The sequence below is a fragment of the Stenotrophomonas maltophilia R551-3 genome (genome assembly GCF_000020665.1).
Taxonomy (GTDB): domain Bacteria; phylum Pseudomonadota; class Gammaproteobacteria; order Xanthomonadales; family Xanthomonadaceae; genus Stenotrophomonas; species Stenotrophomonas maltophilia_L.
In genome coordinates this window covers 3,021,519-3,039,945 of record NC_011071.1, presented here as the reverse complement: position 1 = coordinate 3,039,945, position 18,427 = coordinate 3,021,519, and the positions used below count along the sequence as shown (strand labels likewise).

Annotated in this window: 14 protein-coding genes and 2 tRNA genes; 6 read left to right on the top strand and 10 right to left on the bottom strand. The window is 66.9% G+C overall.

Annotated elements, in window-relative coordinates; all coding sequences use genetic code 11:
• The first annotated feature begins 6 nt into the window (after positions 1-6).
• The 4 genes from argH to SMAL_RS13835 are packed head-to-tail and all read left to right on the top strand — an operon-like array spanning position 7 to position 4,001.
• On the top strand, positions 7-1,302 hold the full coding sequence (gene argH, locus SMAL_RS13850; RefSeq protein ID WP_012511640.1) for an argininosuccinate lyase: 1,296 nt from the start codon (positions 7-9) through the stop codon (positions 1,300-1,302).
• The gene (locus tag SMAL_RS13845) at positions 1,302-1,565 is read left to right on the top strand and encodes a YciI family protein (protein WP_006378488.1); all 264 of its coding nucleotides are present in this window, start codon (positions 1,302-1,304) and stop codon (positions 1,563-1,565) included. The genes argH and SMAL_RS13845 overlap by 1 nt, the downstream gene beginning before the upstream one ends.
• Before the next feature lie 10 nt (positions 1,566-1,575).
• On the top strand, positions 1,576-2,733 hold the full coding sequence (proB, locus tag SMAL_RS13840; protein WP_012511639.1) for a glutamate 5-kinase: 1,158 nt from the start codon (positions 1,576-1,578) through the stop codon (positions 2,731-2,733).
• Positions 2,730-4,001 (top strand): glutamate-5-semialdehyde dehydrogenase, encoded by a 1,272-nt coding sequence (locus SMAL_RS13835; protein WP_012511638.1) that lies wholly within the window; start codon positions 2,730-2,732, stop codon positions 3,999-4,001. The genes proB and SMAL_RS13835 overlap by 4 nt, the downstream gene beginning before the upstream one ends.
• A gap of 39 nt (positions 4,002-4,040) precedes the next feature.
• Here the strand turns inward: SMAL_RS13835 and pgaD are convergent, their stop codons facing one another.
• The 10 genes from pgaD to SMAL_RS13785 form a co-directional block, all read right to left on the bottom strand.
• Entirely contained in the window at positions 4,041-4,511 is a 471-nt protein-coding gene (gene pgaD, locus SMAL_RS13830; protein ID WP_012511637.1) for a poly-beta-1,6-N-acetyl-D-glucosamine biosynthesis protein PgaD, read from the bottom strand.
• Positions 4,508-5,764: a poly-beta-1,6-N-acetyl-D-glucosamine synthase gene (gene pgaC, locus SMAL_RS13825; RefSeq protein WP_012511636.1), complete on the bottom strand. Its 1,257-nt coding sequence runs from the start codon at positions 5,762-5,764 to the stop codon at positions 4,508-4,510. The genes pgaD and pgaC overlap by 4 nt, the downstream gene beginning before the upstream one ends.
• Position 5,765: 1 nt before the next feature.
• Complete coding sequence (pgaB, locus tag SMAL_RS13820) at positions 5,766-7,652, bottom strand: poly-beta-1,6-N-acetyl-D-glucosamine N-deacetylase PgaB (protein ID WP_012511635.1); 1,887 nt, start codon at positions 7,650-7,652, stop codon at positions 5,766-5,768.
• A gap of 1 nt (position 7,653) precedes the next feature.
• Positions 7,654-9,681, bottom strand: coding sequence for a poly-beta-1,6 N-acetyl-D-glucosamine export porin PgaA (gene pgaA, locus SMAL_RS13815; protein WP_012511634.1), 2,028 nt, complete (start codon positions 9,679-9,681; stop codon positions 7,654-7,656).
• Between the two features lie 342 nt (positions 9,682-10,023).
• Positions 10,024-11,229, bottom strand: coding sequence for a CynX/NimT family MFS transporter (locus SMAL_RS13810; protein ID WP_012511633.1), 1,206 nt, complete (start codon positions 11,227-11,229; stop codon positions 10,024-10,026).
• A gap of 202 nt (positions 11,230-11,431) precedes the next feature.
• A tRNA-Pro gene (locus tag SMAL_RS13805) sits at positions 11,432-11,508 on the bottom strand.
• Between the two features lie 140 nt (positions 11,509-11,648).
• A tRNA-Pro gene (locus SMAL_RS13800) sits at positions 11,649-11,725 on the bottom strand.
• 55 nt (positions 11,726-11,780) lie between these two features.
• Positions 11,781-11,897 (bottom strand): cytochrome bd-I oxidase subunit CydX, encoded by a 117-nt coding sequence (cydX, locus tag SMAL_RS13795; protein WP_005410354.1) that lies wholly within the window; start codon positions 11,895-11,897, stop codon positions 11,781-11,783.
• Positions 11,898-11,951: 54 nt separating this feature from the next.
• Positions 11,952-13,106, bottom strand: a complete 1,155-nt coding sequence (gene cydB / locus SMAL_RS13790) for a cytochrome d ubiquinol oxidase subunit II (RefSeq protein ID WP_012511632.1) — start codon at positions 13,104-13,106, stop codon at positions 11,952-11,954.
• 15 nt (positions 13,107-13,121) lie between these two features.
• Positions 13,122-14,705 carry a cytochrome ubiquinol oxidase subunit I gene (locus tag SMAL_RS13785; protein WP_006378378.1) on the bottom strand — a complete coding sequence of 528 codons (1,584 nt, stop codon included), beginning with the start codon at positions 14,703-14,705 and terminating at the stop codon, positions 13,122-13,124.
• A gap of 228 nt (positions 14,706-14,933) precedes the next feature.
• Here SMAL_RS13785 and cydD point away from each other — a divergent pair, with 228 nt between their 5' ends.
• Together cydD and cydC are read left to right on the top strand one after the other, a co-directional pair.
• Positions 14,934-16,679, top strand: a complete 1,746-nt coding sequence (gene cydD / locus SMAL_RS13780) for a thiol reductant ABC exporter subunit CydD (RefSeq protein WP_012511631.1) — start codon at positions 14,934-14,936, stop codon at positions 16,677-16,679.
• Positions 16,676-18,349 (top strand): thiol reductant ABC exporter subunit CydC, encoded by a 1,674-nt coding sequence (gene cydC / locus SMAL_RS13775; RefSeq protein ID WP_012511630.1) that lies wholly within the window; start codon positions 16,676-16,678, stop codon positions 18,347-18,349. Before cydD ends, cydC begins: the two co-directional genes overlap by 4 nt.
• The last annotated feature ends 78 nt before the right edge of the window (positions 18,350-18,427 follow it).

Genomic DNA, 18,427 nt, shown 5'->3' with positions numbered 1-18,427 from the left:
CCCCCCATGGCAGACCTTCTTTGGCAGAAGCCCGGTGTCGCTGTAGACGCCAAGATCCAGACCTTCCTCGCCGGTGACGACGTCATCCTCGACCGCGAGTTCTTCCTGCACGACATCGCCGCCAGCGCCGCGCACGCACAGGGCCTGCAGCACATCGGCATCCTCAGCGCCGATGAGCTGGCGGGCCTGCTGCGCGAGCTCGACGTGCTGGCGCAGGACTTCCGCGCAGGCCGCTTCGTGCTGGATACGCAGTACGAAGATGGCCACTCGGCGATCGAAGCGCGCCTGACCGAACGCCTCGGCGATGCCGGCCGCAAGATCCACACCGGCCGCAGCCGCAACGACCAGATCCTGGTCGCCACGCGTCTTTGGCTGAAGGAGAAGCTGCAGCGCGTGGCCCAGCTCAGCGCCGAAGTGGCCAAGGTCGCTCTGGACCGTGCGCAGGCGGAAAAAGACCTGCCGATTCCCGGCTATACGCACATCCAGCGCGCCGTGGTGTCCTCGGCCGGCATGTGGTGGGCCGGCTGGGCCGAGGCTTTCATCGACAACGCCATCCGTGCCCGCGATACCCATGCACTGGTCGACGCCAATCCGCTTGGCACCGCTGCCGGCTACGGCGTGAACCTGCCGCTGGACCGTGAGCACACCACCGCCGCGCTCGGTTTCGCGCGCATGCAGATCTCGCCGATCTACGCGCAGCTGTCGCGCGGCAAGTTCGAGCTGGCCGCACTGGAAGCGCTGGGCGCGGCGACCCTGGACCTGCGCCGCATCGCCTGGGACCTGTCGCTGTTCACCAGCGCGGAGTTCGGCTTCGTGGCGTTGCCGGCGCAGTACACCACCGGCAGTTCGATCATGCCCAACAAGCGCAACCCGGACGTGATCGAACTGATGCGCGCCACCCACGCCAGCGTGGCCGCCGCACGCACCGAGATCGAGCAGTTGCTGTCGCTGCCGTCGGGCTACCACCGCGACCTGCAGTCGTCCAAGGGCGCCATCTTCCATGGTTTCGGTCGTGGCCTGGCCGCGCTGGAACTGCTGCCGTCGCTGCTGGCCAATCTGGAATGGCGCGATGACAAGCTGCGCGCGGCGATCGATTCGGGCATGTATGCCACCGACGTTGCGGTGGAAGCCGCCGTTGCCGGCGTGCCGTTCCGCGAGGCCTACAAGGCCGCAGCTGCCGGCGCCGACAGTGCAGGGCAGGGGCGTACTCCGGAAGGCAGCCTGGCCGCACGCGTATCGCCGGGTTCGGCAGCCGACCTGCGCCTGGATGAACTGCGCGCGCGCTGGCAGGCGCTGTCCTGATGGCCGCTACCGTGTACCTGGTGCTGGCCATGCGCCGGCCCGATTTCAACGCCGCAGCGGTGCAGCCGCATCTGGACTTCCTGGATGCGCTGCGTGCGCAGGGCAGGCTGCAGCTGACCGGCGGTTTCGCCGACGGCAGCGGCGGCGCCTATGTGCTGTGCAACGTGGAGAACCTGGCGCAGGCGCAGGCCATCGTCGCCACCGACCCACTGGTGACGATGCAGGCCTCCGACCTGACCGTGCACGAATGGAATACCCGCTGAGGCACACCTGATGACCCTGCACGCCACCCACGTCGCCTCGCCGTTCCCGGAACAGGTGCTGCCGCCGTGGCGGCGCGCGGTGCTGAAGGTTGGCAGCAGCCTGCTGGCCGCCGATGGCGGTGGCCTGTCGCCACGCCACGCGCTGGGCCTGGCCCAGTTCGTCTCGGCCAACGTGCTGGCCGGACGCGAGGTGGTGATCGTGTCCTCGGGCGCGGTCGCCGCTGGCCGCGCGATTCTTCCCCGGGCTGATGAGCCCGGTGCGGCGATGGCGGCGCGGCAGGCGCTGGCCGCGCTGGGCCAAGCCCAGTTGATCGGGTTGTGGCAGCGTTTCTTTGAACGACCGGTGGCGCAGGTGCTGCTCACCCATGACGACCTGCGCAACCGTCGCCGCTATCTCAACGCACGGGCCACCCTCAACGAACTGCTGCGGTTGGGCGCGTTGCCGGTGGTCAACGAGAACGACACCGTATCGGTGGACGAACTCAAGCTCGGCGACAACGACAACCTGGCCGCAACGGTGGCCGCGCTGGTCGATGCCGACGCGCTGTTCATCGCCACCGACATCGATGGCCTGTACAGCGCCGACCCGCGCACCGTGGCCGACGCACGACCGATGCATGACGTGCCGGAACTGAGCGACGGGGTGCTGGCAATGGCAGGCGGTGCGGGCTCGCGTGCCGGTACCGGCGGCATGCGCACCAAGCTGGAAGCGGCGGCCAAGGCCGGTCGTCTCGGTATCGAGACCTATCTGTTCAATGGCCGCAGCAGTGACGTGGTGCGCGCACTGGCGCAGGACCGCCTGTTCGGCACCCGCATCCACGCCGCGCGCAGCCGTGAGGCCGCACGCAAGCACTGGCTGCGGCATGCGCCGCTGGCCGAGGGCGCGATCATCGTCGATGCGGGCGCGGCCCAGGCCATGCGTGAGAAAGGCGCTTCGCTGCTACCCGGTGGCATCACCGGTGCAGAAGGCAGCTTCCGCCGTGGCGACATGGTGCAGGTGTGCTGGACCTCGTCGCAGGGACGTGTCTGCGTTGCGCGCGGGGTCAGTCAATATGCGGCCGACGACGTACGCCGCATCGCCGGTCGCCACACCCGCGATATCCAGGCCGTGCTCGGCTACAACTACGGTGGCGCTGTCGTCCACCGCGACGATCTGGTACTGCCATGAACGAACTGCAGGATATTCCGATGAGCGATATCGAATCGCAGGCGCGTGCCTGCCGTGATGCGGCCCAGGTGGTTGCCGGCCTCGACAGTGCGGCCCGCCGCACGCTGCTGCTGGCGATGGCACAGGCGCTGGAAGTGAATGCCGGGCTGATCCTGGCCGGTAATGCACGTGACCTCGCCGCCGCGCGCGACAAGGGCGTGGGCAGTGCCATGCTCGACCGCCTCGCACTGGACCCGGCACGCCTGTTCGCGATGGCCGAAGCCGTGCGTGAGGTCGCAGCGCTTCCCGATCCGGTCGGCCAGGTCACCCGCGACGATGTGCGCCCGAACGGCATCCGTGTGCAAAAGGTGCGCGTGCCGCTGGGCGTGATCGCGATGATCTACGAAGCACGTCCGAACGTGACTGCCGAAGCCGCGGCGCTGTGCCTGAAGGCCGGCAATGGTGTGGTCCTGCGTGGCGGCTCCGAAGCGATCCATTCCAACACCGCCATCGCCCAGGCACTAGCCGGTGCATTGAAGGCCAACGGCGTACCGCCGGCTGCCGTGACCGTGCTGACCGACCTGCGTCGCGAAGCGATGCTGGAACTGCTGCAGCTGCATGAGCTGATCGACCTGGCCATTCCACGTGGCGGCGAAGGCCTGATCCGCTTCGTTGCCGAGCATGCGCGGGTGCCGGTGATCAAGCACTACAAGGGTGTCTGCCACCTGTTCGTGGACGCCAGTGCCGACCCCGGCAAGGCCATCGACCTGCTGGTAGATGGCAAGTGCAGCCGTCCGGCGGCCTGCAATTCGCTGGAGACCCTGCTGGTGCATCGTGCCGTGGCCGATACATTCCTGCCGCGCGTGGCACAGGCGCTTGGCGAGCGCGGCGTGCAGCTGCGCGCCGATGCGCTGGCGCAGCCGCTGCTGCCGGGCAGCACGTTGGCCACCGAAGACGACTACGCCGCCGAGTTCCTTGATCTGGTGCTGGCGGTGCGCGTGGTTGACGACCTTGACGCTGCCATCGCGCACATCCGTGCCTACACCTCCGACCATACCGAAGTGATCGCCACCGAGGATGCGGGCAACGCCGAGCGCTTCGTCACTGCGCTGCGCTCGGCGGTGGTGATGGTCAATGCGTCCTCGCGTTTCTCCGATGGTGGTCAGCTGGGCCTGGGCAGCGAGATCGGGATCTCCACCACGCGCCTGCATGCCTACGGCCCGATGGGGCTGGAAGCGCTCACCGTCGAGCGTTTCGTGGTGCGTGGCGAGGGGCAGACCCGCACCTGAGCGCAGCGGACGCCGGGCCATGCCCGGCGAAGCGCAGGGTCACACCACTTCCCGGCGGATGCCGATCGGCCGCGCGTGATCGTCCATGTGCAGCGTGGCGGCCTTGCAGCCCAGCAGGCGTTCGGCCAGGCCGGTGCTGGCACCCAGGTCAGCGGCGACCTCGTTGAGACTGGCCAGCGGCCGTGGCAGGCGCCGCTCGTGGCCACGGAAGCGTGCGCGGTTGTACTCGGCCCAACCGATCAGCAACATGCTGGCGCACAGCAGCATCAGCGGCAGCGCCACCAGCACATACGGATCGAACTGGCTTTGTCGTTCGTACAGCTGCTGCCAGGCCAGCTGGCCGCCGACCAGCCACGACACCAGGGTGACCAGTGGGGCCCACAGGTAGAAATAAAAGCCCCAGAACGCCAGGGTGACGAAGCCCCATGCAGTGCGTTGAAAACGAGGCTGGTGGTGTGGCTTGCGGATCATCCGTGAATCGAAGCGGTTGGATGGGTGTTGTGTGTTCATCGGATTCCCCGGTCAGGGCTGGTCCAGGTGGCGCGCTTGCTGCGCCGGCGCAGCAATGTCTTCGGCAGTGCCACCAGGGTGGTGGAAAGGCTGATCAGCCAGTACGCCATCGGGTACCAGATGACCCAGAAATAGTTGCGTCCTATCTGTGTTTCGTAACGGCGGTCGATGATCAGGCTGCTGGCGAACTGCAGCAGGCAGACCAGCGCCAGGATCACGCCATGCCACTGGGCCAGCAGGCTGGCGATGTACAGCTGCGGCGGCATTTCGATGAACTTGCCCAACGCCCACAGCACCACGATGAACAGCATGGTGTAGGCCCAGACCACGCTCAGCACGTACTCCAGCAATACGCCCCACATGCGCCGCTCCTTCCAGTGCAGCAGCGAACGTGCGTGGCGCAGCATCACCTCCACGCCACCCTGGGCCCAGCGCAGACGCTGCCGCCACAGCCCCTTCAGCGTTTCCGGCATCAGGATGAAGCACAGCGCGTTGGGCTCGTAGCGGATGTCCCAGTGCGCACGCTGCAGCCGCCAGCTGATGTCGATGTCCTCGGTGACCATGTCATCCGACCACCATCCCACCTGGTGCAGGGCGGTGCGGCGGAAGCCGGCGATAACCCCCGAGATGGTGAAGATGCGTCCGTACACGCGCTGCGCGCGCTTGATCATGCCGATGATCGAGGAGAACTCGGCCACCTGCAGCCGGCCCAGCAGGGTGGAGCGGTTGCGGATGCGCGGGTTGCCGGTGACCGCGCCGACCCGGCTGCCGCTGACCAGGTGCCAGATCATCCAGTGCAGCGCGTGCTCCTCCAGCATCGCATCACCGTCGATGCACACCAGGTATTCCGAGCGTGCCGCCAGCGCGCCCATGCGCAGTGCATTGGCCTTGCCCAGGTTGCGGTCCAGGTGCAGCACGCGCAGCCGCGGGTGCTTCGCGGCCAGCGCATCCAGGCGGGCACCGGTGTCGTCGCTGCTGCCATCGTCGATGGCGATCACCTCGTAGTCGGCCGGATAGCGCTGTGCCAGTGCCGCGCCGAGCGTGTCGTCCAGGTTCTCCGATTCGTTGTGGCAGGGAATCAGCAGGCTGGCGAACGGTGGATCGATCATCAGCGGTGGATCATTGCGCGGCCGCGAATGCCGTTCGCGCCGGAAGTAGTAGTACAGCCCGCCGGACATCCAGAAGAACGCCATCACCATCGGGTAATAGAAGGCGAACTGGAACAGGACCTGCAGCAACGGATGCATGTCCATGTCACTTCTCCGGGTACGGGAAGTTGCCGGCGGACATGGCCGCACGGGCATCGTGGGTGGAGGGCTGGCCGGCGATGAAGTCATCCGGGTACCAGGCGAAGTGATGCACGCCCTGCGCCTGCAGCTGGCGGATCTGTGCACGCAGGCGATCGGCCGGAATCGGCTGGCCGCTGCGCCAGTCAACAGTCTGCAGTTCGAACAACGTGTGCTGCAGCTGCGGATCGTGCCTGCGTACATCGGCCAGCAGCTGGTCCAGCCAGCGCTCCGGGTGCCTGCTGCCTTCCATCCACGGCATCGCCATCAGCGCGGTCTGGTCGTAGGCCTTGTTGAACAGGTCAAGGCGCTGCGCGAACCAGGCTTCACTCTGCGGGCGCAGCACCGGCTCGGCGTACAGGTTGCGCACCGTTGCCAGCTTCGGCCGCCAGCGCTGTGCGCGGTCGCGCAGGGCCAGGGTGAAGTCGATCAGCGCCTGCGTACGCGCGCTGCCATCGCTGCCTGCGCCCAGCGCGGGCAGCTCGGTGTCGCGCAGGTAGCCGTCATCATGGAACAGCAGCCCTTCAAAGTAGGAATTGACCGCCAGATCCTCGTAGATGTCGAGCATGATCTGGCGTGCCTGGGGGTTGGTGAAGTCCAGCCGGTACATGCCATCGGCATCGCCATTGCGGATCGCCAGCGCCTGTCGCTGCGCCGGATCGGGCAGCTCGAAACCGAGCACCGGCAGCCACGCGTACACCTTCACTCCGGCACGTGACTTCAGCTGCCACGCGACGCGGCTGAACAGGTCCGCGCGCATCGGCATGTGCCGGTTGGGGAAGTACACGGCATCGGCGGTGTTGTTGCCATCGGGGTCGGCAAAGGCCTGCAGGTAGACGTGGGTCGGCGCGATCCGCTTGACCCGCTCGATCAGTGCATCCAGATTGCGCGCCTGCTGTGCAGGATCGGGATCGTAGACAGCATCGAGGTCGACCTGCAGGGCGCGGACGCCATCAAGTGCGACGTCGCGGCGAAGTTCGTAGGCCAGTCCCTCCACGGTCGGGTTGTCGCTGACCAGGAAGCGCGCCAGTCCGTGCAGATCGCTGGCCACCGGCGTGCTGCGGCCTTCCAGGTCGAACGAGACCGGCATTCCCAGCTGCTCGGCGATATCGTTGCTCAGCTGGTTGTACGCGGCATACGGCCAGACGATGGCGCGCGGGCGCACGCCCAGGTGCTGCTCGATGCGCTGCACGCTGCGCGAGAGATCGGTACGCAGGCGTTGTTGGTACTGCGCTTCGCTCTCGTAGCTGTGGGTCGCGGGCGTATAGACACGAGTGACCACCGCTGGGGTGGAGTTGCCCTGTGGGTTGGCGATCACGCCATGGTGCAGGTCGTCGGTATGGCTGGCCACCTCGATCAGGCCGCTGTCGTGCATCTGCTTCAGCTGTGCCCAGGTGACGAAGTCATCGCGGCCGAACGGCCGGTAGCCGTAATCGATGGTGCGGCCCGGCGCCATGTCCACGTAGTCGGTGATCACTGCTACAAGGGCCGGATAGCGGTAGGCCTGCAGCAGCGGGAAGGCCTTGTCGTAGACGCTGCGCAGGCCATCATCGAAGGTCAGCAGTACCGGTTTCGGGGGCAGCGTGGCGCGGCCCTGCGAGGCCGCGATCAGCTGCGACAGCGACACCGGGTGATAGCCATGCGCGCCCAGCCAGTCCAGGTGTGCGGCGAAGTTCTGCGTGCTCACCGCATAGGTATCGGCGTCGCCCTTGGCTGCGACCTGGTCGCGGATGTCGTGATAACTGAGGATCAGCAGGCCGTTGTCGGCCGCGTCGAGATGCACGGCCTGCTGCGCGAGGGCGGGTGGCGTGACGCCCAGCAGCAGGAGCACGATCAGTCGCAGGATGCGGGTCATGTCAGTCTCCCCAGCGCAGTGCGGCTTCGAAGCCGATGTGACGCTCGCGGTGGCCGTCGTAGACCGGCCGCGACCAGCGCACGCCATACTCGAACACGCGGCCCTGGCCGATCTGCCACTCGTGCAGGTAGGACACCGACGGCACCAGTGCACTGCCGAAGCCGTCCTGCCAGTAGTCGCCCAGCGAGACCGTCAGCCGGTGCCGGAAATGGCGTTCATAGTGCCGCCACAGCTGCTGGTCGATGCGCAGGCCGATCTCGACCATGCGGTCACGACTGGGGTTGAAGTAGGGTGCATCGTCGCGGCTGCCCCGGCTGGTATAGGCACTGGCAAGGCCATCGATCAGCCAGCGCGGTCGGGTCAGCAGCCGCTGCTCGACGCGGGTACTGAACAGTTCGCGATGATTGCCGTCGTCGTAGCGGAAGCGGCTGGCGCCGAACATCCAGTGGGTGCGTTCGCTGCGCCGGTAGTCCACCTGTGCACTCACGCTGTCGGCGGTGATGCCGGCAGCGCGCGCCTGCATCGAGGCCTCCGGATCATTGCGTGCGGCAATCAGTCCGGCATGCCAGTAGTCGTTGAACTGCCAGCCCACGCTGGCACGCAGGCCGGTATCACCGATGTGGTCGTTGGCACGCAGCACCGCCGCCTCCGCATCCAGCCGGCCGAAGCGGTAGCGCACGCCGGCGCCCAGCCACAGCGGATCGATGCGCTGGTCCTGGAAGTCGATCGAACGCCGGTCTGCGAGCGCAAACAACCGCCAGCGGTCATCGAGGATCGGTGTCTCCACTTCAAGACCGTAATGGCGGTCGTTGTTGCCCAGTGGCGAAGTGCCGCCACCGCCGGAGCTGCGGCCGATGTCGGTCCATGCCTTCAGCTGCCAGCCGCGATGTGCACGCCAGGCCTGGTCCATGCGTTCGACGGCAGGCTGGGTGGGATAGCGCGCGAGCAGGTCGTCATGCAGTGGCCGCGCCAGGTCATCGCGCTGCAGGGCGACGTAGGCCTCTTCCATACCCAGCCGCGGCTCGATGTCACGCGGGTCCAGTGCATGCGCCATCTGCTGGCGCTGCAGGGCCATGCGTGGCCAACCGCGCATCATGTACACGCTGCCCAGCGCGCTCTGCAGGCCACCGTTGCCGGGGGCGATATCAACCATCGATTCAAGCTCGTGCTGGGCGGTCGGCAGGTCGCCACTGTAGGCGCGCACCATCGCCAGGTTCAGGTCGGCCTCGTAGCGTGACCAGTTTGCATACGGTGATTTGCCGTTGCTCCAGCGCCAGGCCGGTTCCTTGTCGCGCCACGCCTGCAGCAGGCCGATGGCCTTTTCCTGCTGTTCGCTCTCCAGGTAGGCATAGGCCAGTTCCGAATGCGAGGCGTCGCGCGTGGGATCGCCGGCCACGGCCGCCTGCAGCACCGGGATGGCTTCCTGCGGATGCAGCGTGCCCATCAACGAATCACCGACCGCTGGCAGGACGTAGTCGGGTAGCGCATGACCTTCGGCCTGCAGCGCCCGTGCTTCCTCGCGCACCTGCGCATGGCGGCCGAGCCGGTTGAGCAGGATCAACCGGTCCATGCGGATGCGCAGCGGCGCCTGCTCGGGTGGGGTGCCTTCGCTGCCGAGGTAGCGCTGCATGCGCGCCAGGGTCGATTCGGCTTCTTCCAGGCGGGCGTCCTCGCTGCTGCTGTAGGCCAGGCTCCAGACCACCAGCTTGGCCAGGTAGTCGCCCTCGATGCGTTGCTTCTGTGCAGCATCGAACAGCTGCGGGCGCTGCTGGTACAGCTCCCACGCGCGCCAGGCATTGCCGATGTCGCCCAGGGTCAGTACACGCAGTTTGAACAGCAGATCATCGTTGGGCTGCTGCTGGCTGGCGCGCTCGATCGCGCCCAGTGCGTCCAGCCAGCGGGCCTGGGCGCGGTAGCGGCCGATCTCGGCCAGGGCGGCCTCGCGATCAGGCGGGGCAGCGCCGCTGGCCCAGGCCAGGGCGGAGCAGGCAAGGCCGACGCAGAGCGCCAGCCGGCGGTGGACAACCATTGGGGACCCCCTTGGCTTCCGAACCAGACAACCTGAAAAATGTGACGCACATCACATGCCAGATTTTGGGATGGCCGTGGCCTGCGTCACTCCCTCGCGCATTCCCATCCAGCAGGACGGGTAGAACCAGGACAGCGACCTGCAATGTCTTGTCTGAAACGAGAGTCCCCCGCACACCGAGTGGTGGCCTGGACGGCGTTGCCGCCCCCATGCCCGATGCCGGCACGCGGCAAGGATGGGCATTCGTGGGCACTATCCGCCCGGAATTGTCAGCCCGGCGTCAAAATGCGCGTGAAGACTGACCGGCGGTAGACGGGACCGGCAGGCGGCCCCGGTGGAGGCTTACCAGAGGTCTTCCAGCTTGCGCGGCTTGCACGCCACCCACGAGGCGCACAGCATCAGGGTGGCGCAGCCGAACAGGAAGCTGAATGGGATCGTCCAGCCGTCGCTGACGGTGTGCAGCCAGCCGACCAGGAACGGCCCCAGGCAGCTGAAGCTGTAGCCCACACCCTGCATGAAGCCGGACAGCGCGGCCGAGCCGGTCGGAGTGCGCGTGCGCAGGTTGATCAGGGTCAGTGCCAGCGGGAAGGTGGACGGGCCGACACCGAGCAGGCAGGCCCACAGCAATGGCGCCTTCATCGGTGCCAGCAGCAGGCCGGTGAAGGCGATCACGAACGAGAAGAAGCCGATCAGGACCAGCGGGAACGGGTTCTGCAGGCGCACCGCCATCGATGGGATGACCAGCGACGGCAGCAGGCCCAGTGCCGAGAACACCGCCACCATCACCCCGCCGAAGGCGGGCGTGCCACCGGCTTCGACCACGATGCGCGGCAGCCAGGTGAACATCGAATAGGTCATCAGCGAGGTCATGCCGAACATCAACGTCATGCTCCAGCCCAGCGACGTGCGCCAGACCTTGCCATGCGGCTGTGCGGTCGGGTCGTTGGCGTCCAGCGCCGGCTTTGGCGCACGGCGCGCCAGCAGCAGCCACGGCAGGCTCGCCGCCAGCGCCAGCAGTGCCCACATGCCCAGCGACACCCGCCAGCCGGCCGCATTGGCCACCGGCACCGCCAGCAGCGCCGGCATCATCGTGCCCAGCTGCAGCACACTGATGTACAGCGTGCTCATGGTGCCGACCTTGTTGGCGAAGTAACGCTTCACCAGTGGCGGCACCACCACGTTGCCGATGCCCATGCCGGCCAGTGCGATCACCGAGCCCAGCAGCAGCGTGCCGACGTTGCCGGCGCTGGAGCGCAGCAGCAGGCCGGCGGCGGCCATCAGCATGGCCAGCAGGGTGGTGCGCTCCAGGCCCAGGCGCCGCGCCAGTGCCGGCGTGGCTACACCGAACAGCGCGAACGAGGCGGTGGGCAGCATGCCCAGCACACCGGTCATGGTGGTGCCGAAACCGAACTGCTGGCCGAGCACATCGAGCAGGGGCGTGATCGAGGTGACCGCAGTGCGCAGGTTGATCGCGGCCAGCAGGATCGCGGCGAATGCGAGGACGCGGCCGTGCAGCAGCGACGGCGAATCGGAAGTGGAGGAGCTCATCGGTGGTCCTTGCAGGTGTCGCACGCCGACGTGGTGGCATGCAGCGCCGGCATCGGTCTACGCCGAAGCGGCAGGTGGGGGAGGCGGCCATTGTACGTGGCTGGCCAGTGGCGTTGCGGCCGGCCGGTCCGGTCCCGGGCCGCAGGCACAAAAAAACCCGGAGGACAGTGATGTCTTCCAGGCTTCTTGGTGACCACCGAAGTGGTCGGGGAGACAGGATTCGAACCTGCGACCTCTACGTCCCGAACGTAGCGCTCTACCAGACTGAGCTACACCCCGAAGGGAGCCGCCTATTCTAGCGATTCACCCCGATGGCGGCAAGGGGTGGATGCTGTTTTCTTCACACTGCCGAAGCAGTGCCACTTCAGGGAACAAAAAAGCCTGGACGACTTCACCAGGCTTCAATGCGACCACTTGAGTGGTCGGGGAGACAGGATTCGAACCTGCGACCTCTACGTCCCGAACGTAGCGCTCTACCAGACTGAGCTACACCCCGAAGGAGCCGCCTAAGATACCGTGTGAAGACCAGGGCGGCAAGGCTTTTTTACAGCTCAGCGACGATTTTCTTTCTCGATACGGTTCTGCTCGCGGGCTTCAAACCACATGCCGTTGAGGATGGCGACCGTCGAGGCGAGGCCGGCGCCGAGGATCCAGGCGAAATACCACATGTTCAATCTCCTCTGTGCAAGACAGGTGCCGACCGTGGGTCGGCACGCTGGCAATCAATAGGCGTTGGGGTTGTCGTCCATGTCCTCGACCGTCGTCTTGCCCTTCAACACGCGGTACACCCAGGTGGTGTAGGCGATGATGATCGGCAGGAAGATGGCCGTGGCCAGCAGCATGACCCACAGCGTGAGGTGGCTGGACGAGCTGTCCCAGACGGTCAGGCTGGAGGTGGGCTGGCTGGAGGACGGCAGCAGGAACGGGAAGATCGCAAAGCCGACGGTCAGGATGATGCCGGCGATGGATGCACCCGAGGCGATGAAGGCCAGGCCGCCACGACGTGCGCGCAGCAGCACCGCGCTGGCCAGTGCGCCCAGCAGGCCCAGCACCGGGAACACAAGCGTCGCCGGCATGGAGCTGTAGTTGCGCAGCCAGCCACCGGCAGCCGTGCCCAGTTCGGCGGTCTTCAGCAGCGGGTTGGTCGGGCCATCGGTGACCACCTGCGAGGTGATCTGGTAACCCGGCAGGCCGAAGGCCACCCAGGCACCGGCCACGGCGAACAGCACGAAGCTGATGATGGCGGCGACGCTGCCGTAACGTGCGGCACGTTCGGCCACCGGGCCGTCGGTCTTGATCACCAGCATGGCCGCACCATGCGAAACCAGCATGGCGACGCTGATCAGGCCGGCAATCAGCGCGAACGGCGTGAGCAGGCCGAAGAACGAACCGGTGTAGGTCACGCGCAGGGTGTCATCGAAGTGGAACGGCACACCCAGCAGCACGTTGCCCACCGCGACGCCGGCAATCAGGCCCGGCAGCAGGCCACCGACAAACAGCACGCGGTCCCAGTTGTCGCGCCAGCGCTTGGACGGCAGCTTGCTGCGGTACTTGAAGCCGACCGGGCGCAGGATCAGCCCGAACAGCATCGCAAACACCGCCAGGTAGAAGCCGGAGAAGCTGACCGCATACAGCGGCGGCCATGCGGCGAAAATCGCACCGCCGCCCAGTACCAGCCACACCTGGTTGCCTTCCCACACCGGGCCGACGGTATTGATCACCAGTCGGCGTTCTTCATCGGTTTTTGCAACGAACGGCAACAGGGTGCCGACGCCAAGGTCGAAACCATCCATCACGGCCCAGCCGATCAGCAGGATGCCGAGCAGCAGCCACCAGATCACGCGGAGCGTGGTGTAATCAAGTGCAATGAATTCCATCTGGATTCTCCTGCCTCAGGCCTGGCCGGGGGCGACTGCATTGGGGGAAACAGGGCGGATATCGGCCTGCAGCGTCGGCAGGATGTCGTCCGGACCCTTGCGGATCGCCTTCAGCATCAGCTTGATCTCGATGATCAGCAGCACCGTGTACAAGCTGGTGAACACCGCCAGCGTGGTCAGGATTTCATGCAGTGCCAGGCCCGATGCGGCGTAGAAGGTCGGCAGCACGCCGTCCACCGCCCACGGCTGGCGGCCGTACTCGGCAACGAACCAACCGCATTCGATCGCGATCCACGGTGCCGGCAGCGACCACACCGCCAACCGCAGGAACCAGCGCTTGTCCTGGAAGTTGTTGCGGCACGAGAAGTAGAAGGCCAACGCGAAGAAGGCGATCAGGTAGAAGCCCAGGCCCGCCATGATGCGGAAGGTCCAGAACAGCGGAGCCACGCGCGGCACGGTGTCCATCGCCGCCTTGGAGATCTCTTCCGGGGTCGCGTTGAGAATGTCTTCGCGGTAGCGCTTCAGCAGCAGGCCATGGCCGAGATCCTGCCAGTGGCGATCGAACATCTCGCGTGCTTCAAGATCGTTGCGGTCCTTCTTCACCCGTTCCAGCGCGCCGTAGGCGATCTGGCCGCCGCGGATGCGGTGCTCGGCACGTTCCACCAGTTCCAGGATGCCGGGAATCGGCTGGTCCAGCGAGCGGGTGGCGATCAGGCCCATCAGGTACGGGATCTTCACCGCATAGTCGTTCTGATGGGTGTCCTGGTTGGGAATGCCGAAGGCGGTGAAGTCGGCCGGCGCACGCTCGGTTTCCCACATCGCTTCGATCGCGGCCAGCTTCATCTTCTGGTGTTCGCTGGCGGCATAACCGCTTTCGTCACCCAGCACCACCACCGACAGCGAGGACAGCAGGCCGAAGGCTGCGGCCACCGCGAACGAACGGCGGGCCATGTCCTTGTACTTGCCGCGCAGCAGGTACAGCGCGCTGATCGACATCACGAAGATCGCACCGGTCACGTAGCCGGCACTGACGGTATGCACGAACTTGGCCTGGGCCACCGGGTTCAGCAGCACCGCGGCGAAGTCGACCACTTCCATGCGCATCGTTTCCGGGTTGAACACCGCACCGGTCGGGTTCTGCATCCAGCCGTTGGCGATCAGGATCCACACCGCCGACAGGTTGGTGCCCAGCGCCATCAGCCAGGTCACGGTGAGGTGCTTGACCGGAGTCAGGCGCTTCCAGCCGAAGAAGAACAGGCCGATGAAGGTCGCTTCCAGGAAGAACGCCATCAGGCCTTCGATGGCCAGCGGCGCACCGAAGATGTCACCGACGTAATGGCTGTAGTACGACCAGTTCATGCCGAACTGGAACTCCATCACCAGGCCGGTGGCCACGCCGATGGCGAAGTTGATGCCGAACAGGGCACCCCAGAACAGGGTCATCTGCCGCCAGACCTGCTTGCGGGTCATCACGTACACGCTCTCCATGATGGCCACCATGAAGGACAGGCCAAGCGTGAGCGGGACGAATAGGAAGTGGTACATCGCGGTCAGAGCGAATTGCAGCCGCGACAGTTCTACGACTGTCTGATCAATCATGGCCTGGCTACCTCGTTGGATAGTGCCGTTGCAGGTGGCGGGAAGGGTGGTCTACGGGGTGAATGATGTGACCGACTACTTCAAACAGCCTTGATCCAGATCAATGTATGAATGGGTATTCAGGAGGATCGTATGCCAACCCACCGAGGACTGCGACCGCCGGCCGCAGGGGGAGGCCGTTGCCTGCGCCTACAATGCCTGCCAATGCCCTGTTGCCTGTGAAGACCCTTGAGCGCCGCCGAACCGACTGCTGACGCCCCTGTTTCCGATGACGAATCGACCCGGTTGCGACGTGTCCGCAGCGCGTGGCTGGCCGATCTGGCGCGGTCCGCGCGTGGCCGCCAGCGGTTGGCCTCGTTGTGCATCAGCCTGTCCGGCGCGCTGTTGATCGGCCAGGCCGCCGCCATCGCCTGGCTGGTGCAGCAGGTGCTCGTCGAGCGTGCACCGCTGGCCTCGGGCCTGCCGGTGCTGGCCACGCTGGCCGTGATCCTGATCGTGCGTACGCTGCTGGGCAGCGCCACCCAGGCCGCAGCGGGTGATGTAGCCGACGCCGCACGGCTGGCGTTGCGCGAACGCGTGTTCGCGCGGCTGCTGGGCCACGGCCCGCTGTGGCTGCGCCAGCGCCGCACCGGCGAGCTCGGAGAGCTGATGCTGCATCACGGTGATGCGATTGAGAGTTATTACAGCGGTTTCCTGCCGGTGCGCACCGAAGTGGTGGTGGTACCGCTGCTGATCCTCGCCGCAGTGGCCTGGGTCGACTGGGTGGTGGCGCTGATCCTGCTGTTCACCGCGCCGCTGGTGCCGTTCTTCATGATGCTGGTGGGCTGGGGTGCCGAAGCGGCCGGCCGTGCGCAGCTGGGTGAACTGGCACGGATGAGCGGGCACTTCGCCGATCGCATCAAGGGCCTGGGCCTGCTGCGCCTGTACGGCCGCGGCGAGGCCGAGCTGGACGGTATCGAAGCGGCTGCAGAAGGCGTGCGCGTGCGCACGATGAAGGTACTGCGCATCGCCTTCCTGTCGTCCACCGTGCTGGAATTCTTCGCCTCGGTGAGCGTGGCGATGGTCGCGCTGTACCTGGGGCTGAGCTATCTGGGCCTGATGTCGTTGCATGCGACGGTGCCCACGTTGGGTGCGGGCCTGTTCTGCCTGCTGCTGGCGCCGGAGTTCTACGCGCCGCTGCGGCGGCTGGCAGCGCACTACCACGACCGTGCCAATGCGCTGGCCGCAGCCGCTGAAGTGGAGCGCCTTCTGCAGGTGCTGCCGGAAGAAGCGGCTCTTGCCGATGACGAAATGGCGCCGATGGCACAGGAGCCGGCCGAAGTGGCGATGGCGCCGCTGCAGGCACAGGGGCTGGTGCTTCGCCCATTGGGTGCGCCGCACGATGTGCTGCAGGACCTCGATGTGACACTGGAGCCGGGCCAGCGGCTGGCGCTGGTGGGCTCCAGTGGCAGTGGCAAGAGCACGTTGCTGGAAGCGCTGGCCGGTTGGCTGCCACCTCGTGCGGGCAAGGTGCAGCTGCGGCCGGGGCTGCAGGTCGCCTATGCCAGCCAGCGGCCCTACCTGTTCCATGGCAGCATCGCCGACAACCTGCGGCTGGCCGATCCGGGTGCCAGCGACGCGCGCCTGCGTGCGGTGGCCGAAGCCGCGCAGGTGCTGCAGTTCGCACAGCGCCTGCCGCAGGGGCTGGATACCGTGATCGGTGAGCGCGGCTTCGGGCTGTCCGGTGGTGAAGCACGCCGCATCGGCCTGGCCCGGTTGCTGCTGCGCGATCCACAGGTACTGCTGCTGGATGAGCCCACCGCCTTCCTTGACGCCGACACCGAAGCCGCGCTGCTGCGCAGCCTGGCCGCCTATGCGCGCGGGCGCAGCGTGGTGGTCGCCACCCATAGCCCAGCGGTGATTGCATGGGCTGACCGTTGCCTGCTGCTGCCCGAAGGGCGGCTGGTTGAGCCGGCGCAGGCGGTGCGCGCATGAGCCGTTCGCCGGATTCGCTGCGTGCGGTGTTCCTGCGCCATCGCGCGCGCCTGTTGCTGGCCGTGCTGCTGCTGTGGACCACGATGCTGGCCGGCACCGCCCTGCTGGGGTTGTCGGGCGGCTTCCTGACCGCCGCGGCGCTGGCCGGTGCCGCCGGCCTCGGTCAGGGCTTCAATTTCTTCACGCCCTCGGCGGGCATCCGTGGGCTGACCATGGCGCGCATCGCGTCGCGCTACTTCGAAAAGCTGGTGGGGCACGACGTGACCCTGCGCATCGCCCGTGACCTGCGCGTGTGGTTCTTCCGACGCGCGCTGCCGCTGGCACCGGCGCGGTTGGGCGCGACGCGTACCGGCGAGCTGCTGGCACGGCTGCTGGGTGACATCGGCGAGGTGGATGGCCTGCTGGTGCGCGCCATCGGCCCCCTGTTGGCCCTGGGCGGGTTGTCGCTGGTGGGGGTGGCTTCGGCCGCTGTGATCCTGCCTTCGGCGGCCGTGCTGCTGGCGGTACTGGCGGTGCTGATCAGCTTCGGGGTGCCGTGGCTGGGCGTGCGTGGCCGTGACGATGAGGAGGCCGATCGCGCCGCACATCGCGCTGCGCTGCGCACCGCCGCGTTCGAAGGACTGGAAGGCGCGGGTGATCTGGCCGCGCTGCATGCCAGCACCGCATGGCAGCTGAAGGTGCGGGTGGCCGCCAAGCAGCTGGCCTCGCGTGATCGTCGTCGGCGTTGGCGCCTGATCGCGGCCTCGACCCTGCATGGCCTGGTTGCCGGGCTGGGCCTGGTGGCGATGCTGGCACTGGCCCTGCATGAAGCGGAGCAGCAGCGGATCGCGCCGGAAATGGCTGCTGGGCTGGTGTTCCTGACCGTGGCGATGATCGAGCTGTGGGCGGGCATGGGCCTGGCCTGGCAGTCGCTGCAGTCCGGGCGCATCGCCGCTGAGCGGCTGCAGGCCATCGTCGAGCAGCCGCCGACGGTGGAAGACCCGCAGGCGCCGCAGCCGGTGCCGCAGGCGGCGCGCGTGCATTGGGATGACATCCATTTCCAGTGGCCAGGCGCGGTGCGTCCGGTGCTGTCCGGCCTGCAGCTGACCCTGGCACCGGGTGAGCGCATTGCCATCCGCGGCGACAGCGGCAGTGGCAAGACCACACTGTCCAGCCTGCTGCTGCGGCTGTGGGATCCGCAGCAGGGGCAGTTGACCTACGGTGGCCGTGACCTGCGCGACTTCGCCCAGGCCGACTGGCATCGGCAACTGGCCTGGTTGCCGCAGAACGCCCCGGTGTTTGCCGGCAGTGTGGCCGAGAACCTGCGCCTGGGCGATCCCAATGCCAGCGACGCGGCGCTTTGGGCGGTGCTGCGTCGCGTGCGCCTGGGCGAATGGGCCGAGCACAATGGTGGCCTGCAGACCTGGGTGGGCGAGAACGGCGCGACCATGTCGGCCGGTCAGGCACGGCGCCTGGCACTGGCGCGCGCGCTGCTGCGCAATGCGCCGATCCTGCTGCTGGACGAACCGACCGAGGGCCTGGACGTGGATACCGCGCGCGCGCTGCTGCAGGATCTGGCCAGCCTGTTGGACGGCCGCAGCCTGCTGATGATCACCCACGATGACCTGCCCGAGGGCGTGGTCGATGTGCAGTATCGGTTGCGTGATGGGGTTCTGAACCGCGAAGCGTGAATGGTAGTGCCGGCCGCTGGCCGGCAACCTCATGGCAATTGATACGGATACGGAATTGCCGGCCAGCGGCCGGCACTA

Bases quoted from the DNA above. Each gene is read 5' to 3' on its own strand.
- pgaC (WP_012511636.1), bottom strand. From the start codon at position 5,764: ATGGACATGCATCCGTTGCTGCAGGTCCTGTTCCAGTTCGCCTTCTAT.
- argH (WP_012511640.1), top strand. From the start codon at position 7: ATGGCAGACCTTCTTTGGCAGAAGCCCGGTGTCGCTGTAGACGCCAAG.
- cydC (WP_012511630.1), top strand. From the start codon at position 16,676: ATGAGCCGTTCGCCGGATTCGCTGCGTGCGGTGTTCCTGCGCCATCGC.
- cydX (WP_005410354.1), bottom strand. From the start codon at position 11,897: ATGTGGTATTTCGCCTGGATCCTCGGCGCCGGCCTCGCCTCGACGGTC.
- cydB (WP_012511632.1), bottom strand. From the start codon at position 13,106: ATGGAATTCATTGCACTTGATTACACCACGCTCCGCGTGATCTGGTGG.
- SMAL_RS13835 (WP_012511638.1), top strand. From the start codon at position 2,730: ATGAACGAACTGCAGGATATTCCGATGAGCGATATCGAATCGCAGGCG.
- SMAL_RS13845 (WP_006378488.1), top strand. From the start codon at position 1,302: ATGGCCGCTACCGTGTACCTGGTGCTGGCCATGCGCCGGCCCGATTTC.
- SMAL_RS13785 (WP_006378378.1), bottom strand. From the start codon at position 14,705: ATGATTGATCAGACAGTCGTAGAACTGTCGCGGCTGCAATTCGCTCTG.
- pgaA (WP_012511634.1), bottom strand. From the start codon at position 9,681: ATGGTTGTCCACCGCCGGCTGGCGCTCTGCGTCGGCCTTGCCTGCTCC.
- pgaB (WP_012511635.1), bottom strand. From the start codon at position 7,652: ATGACCCGCATCCTGCGACTGATCGTGCTCCTGCTGCTGGGCGTCACG.
- SMAL_RS13810 (WP_012511633.1), bottom strand. From the start codon at position 11,229: ATGAGCTCCTCCACTTCCGATTCGCCGTCGCTGCTGCACGGCCGCGTC.
- pgaD (WP_012511637.1), bottom strand. From the start codon at position 4,511: ATGAACACACAACACCCATCCAACCGCTTCGATTCACGGATGATCCGC.
- proB (WP_012511639.1), top strand. From the start codon at position 1,576: ATGACCCTGCACGCCACCCACGTCGCCTCGCCGTTCCCGGAACAGGTG.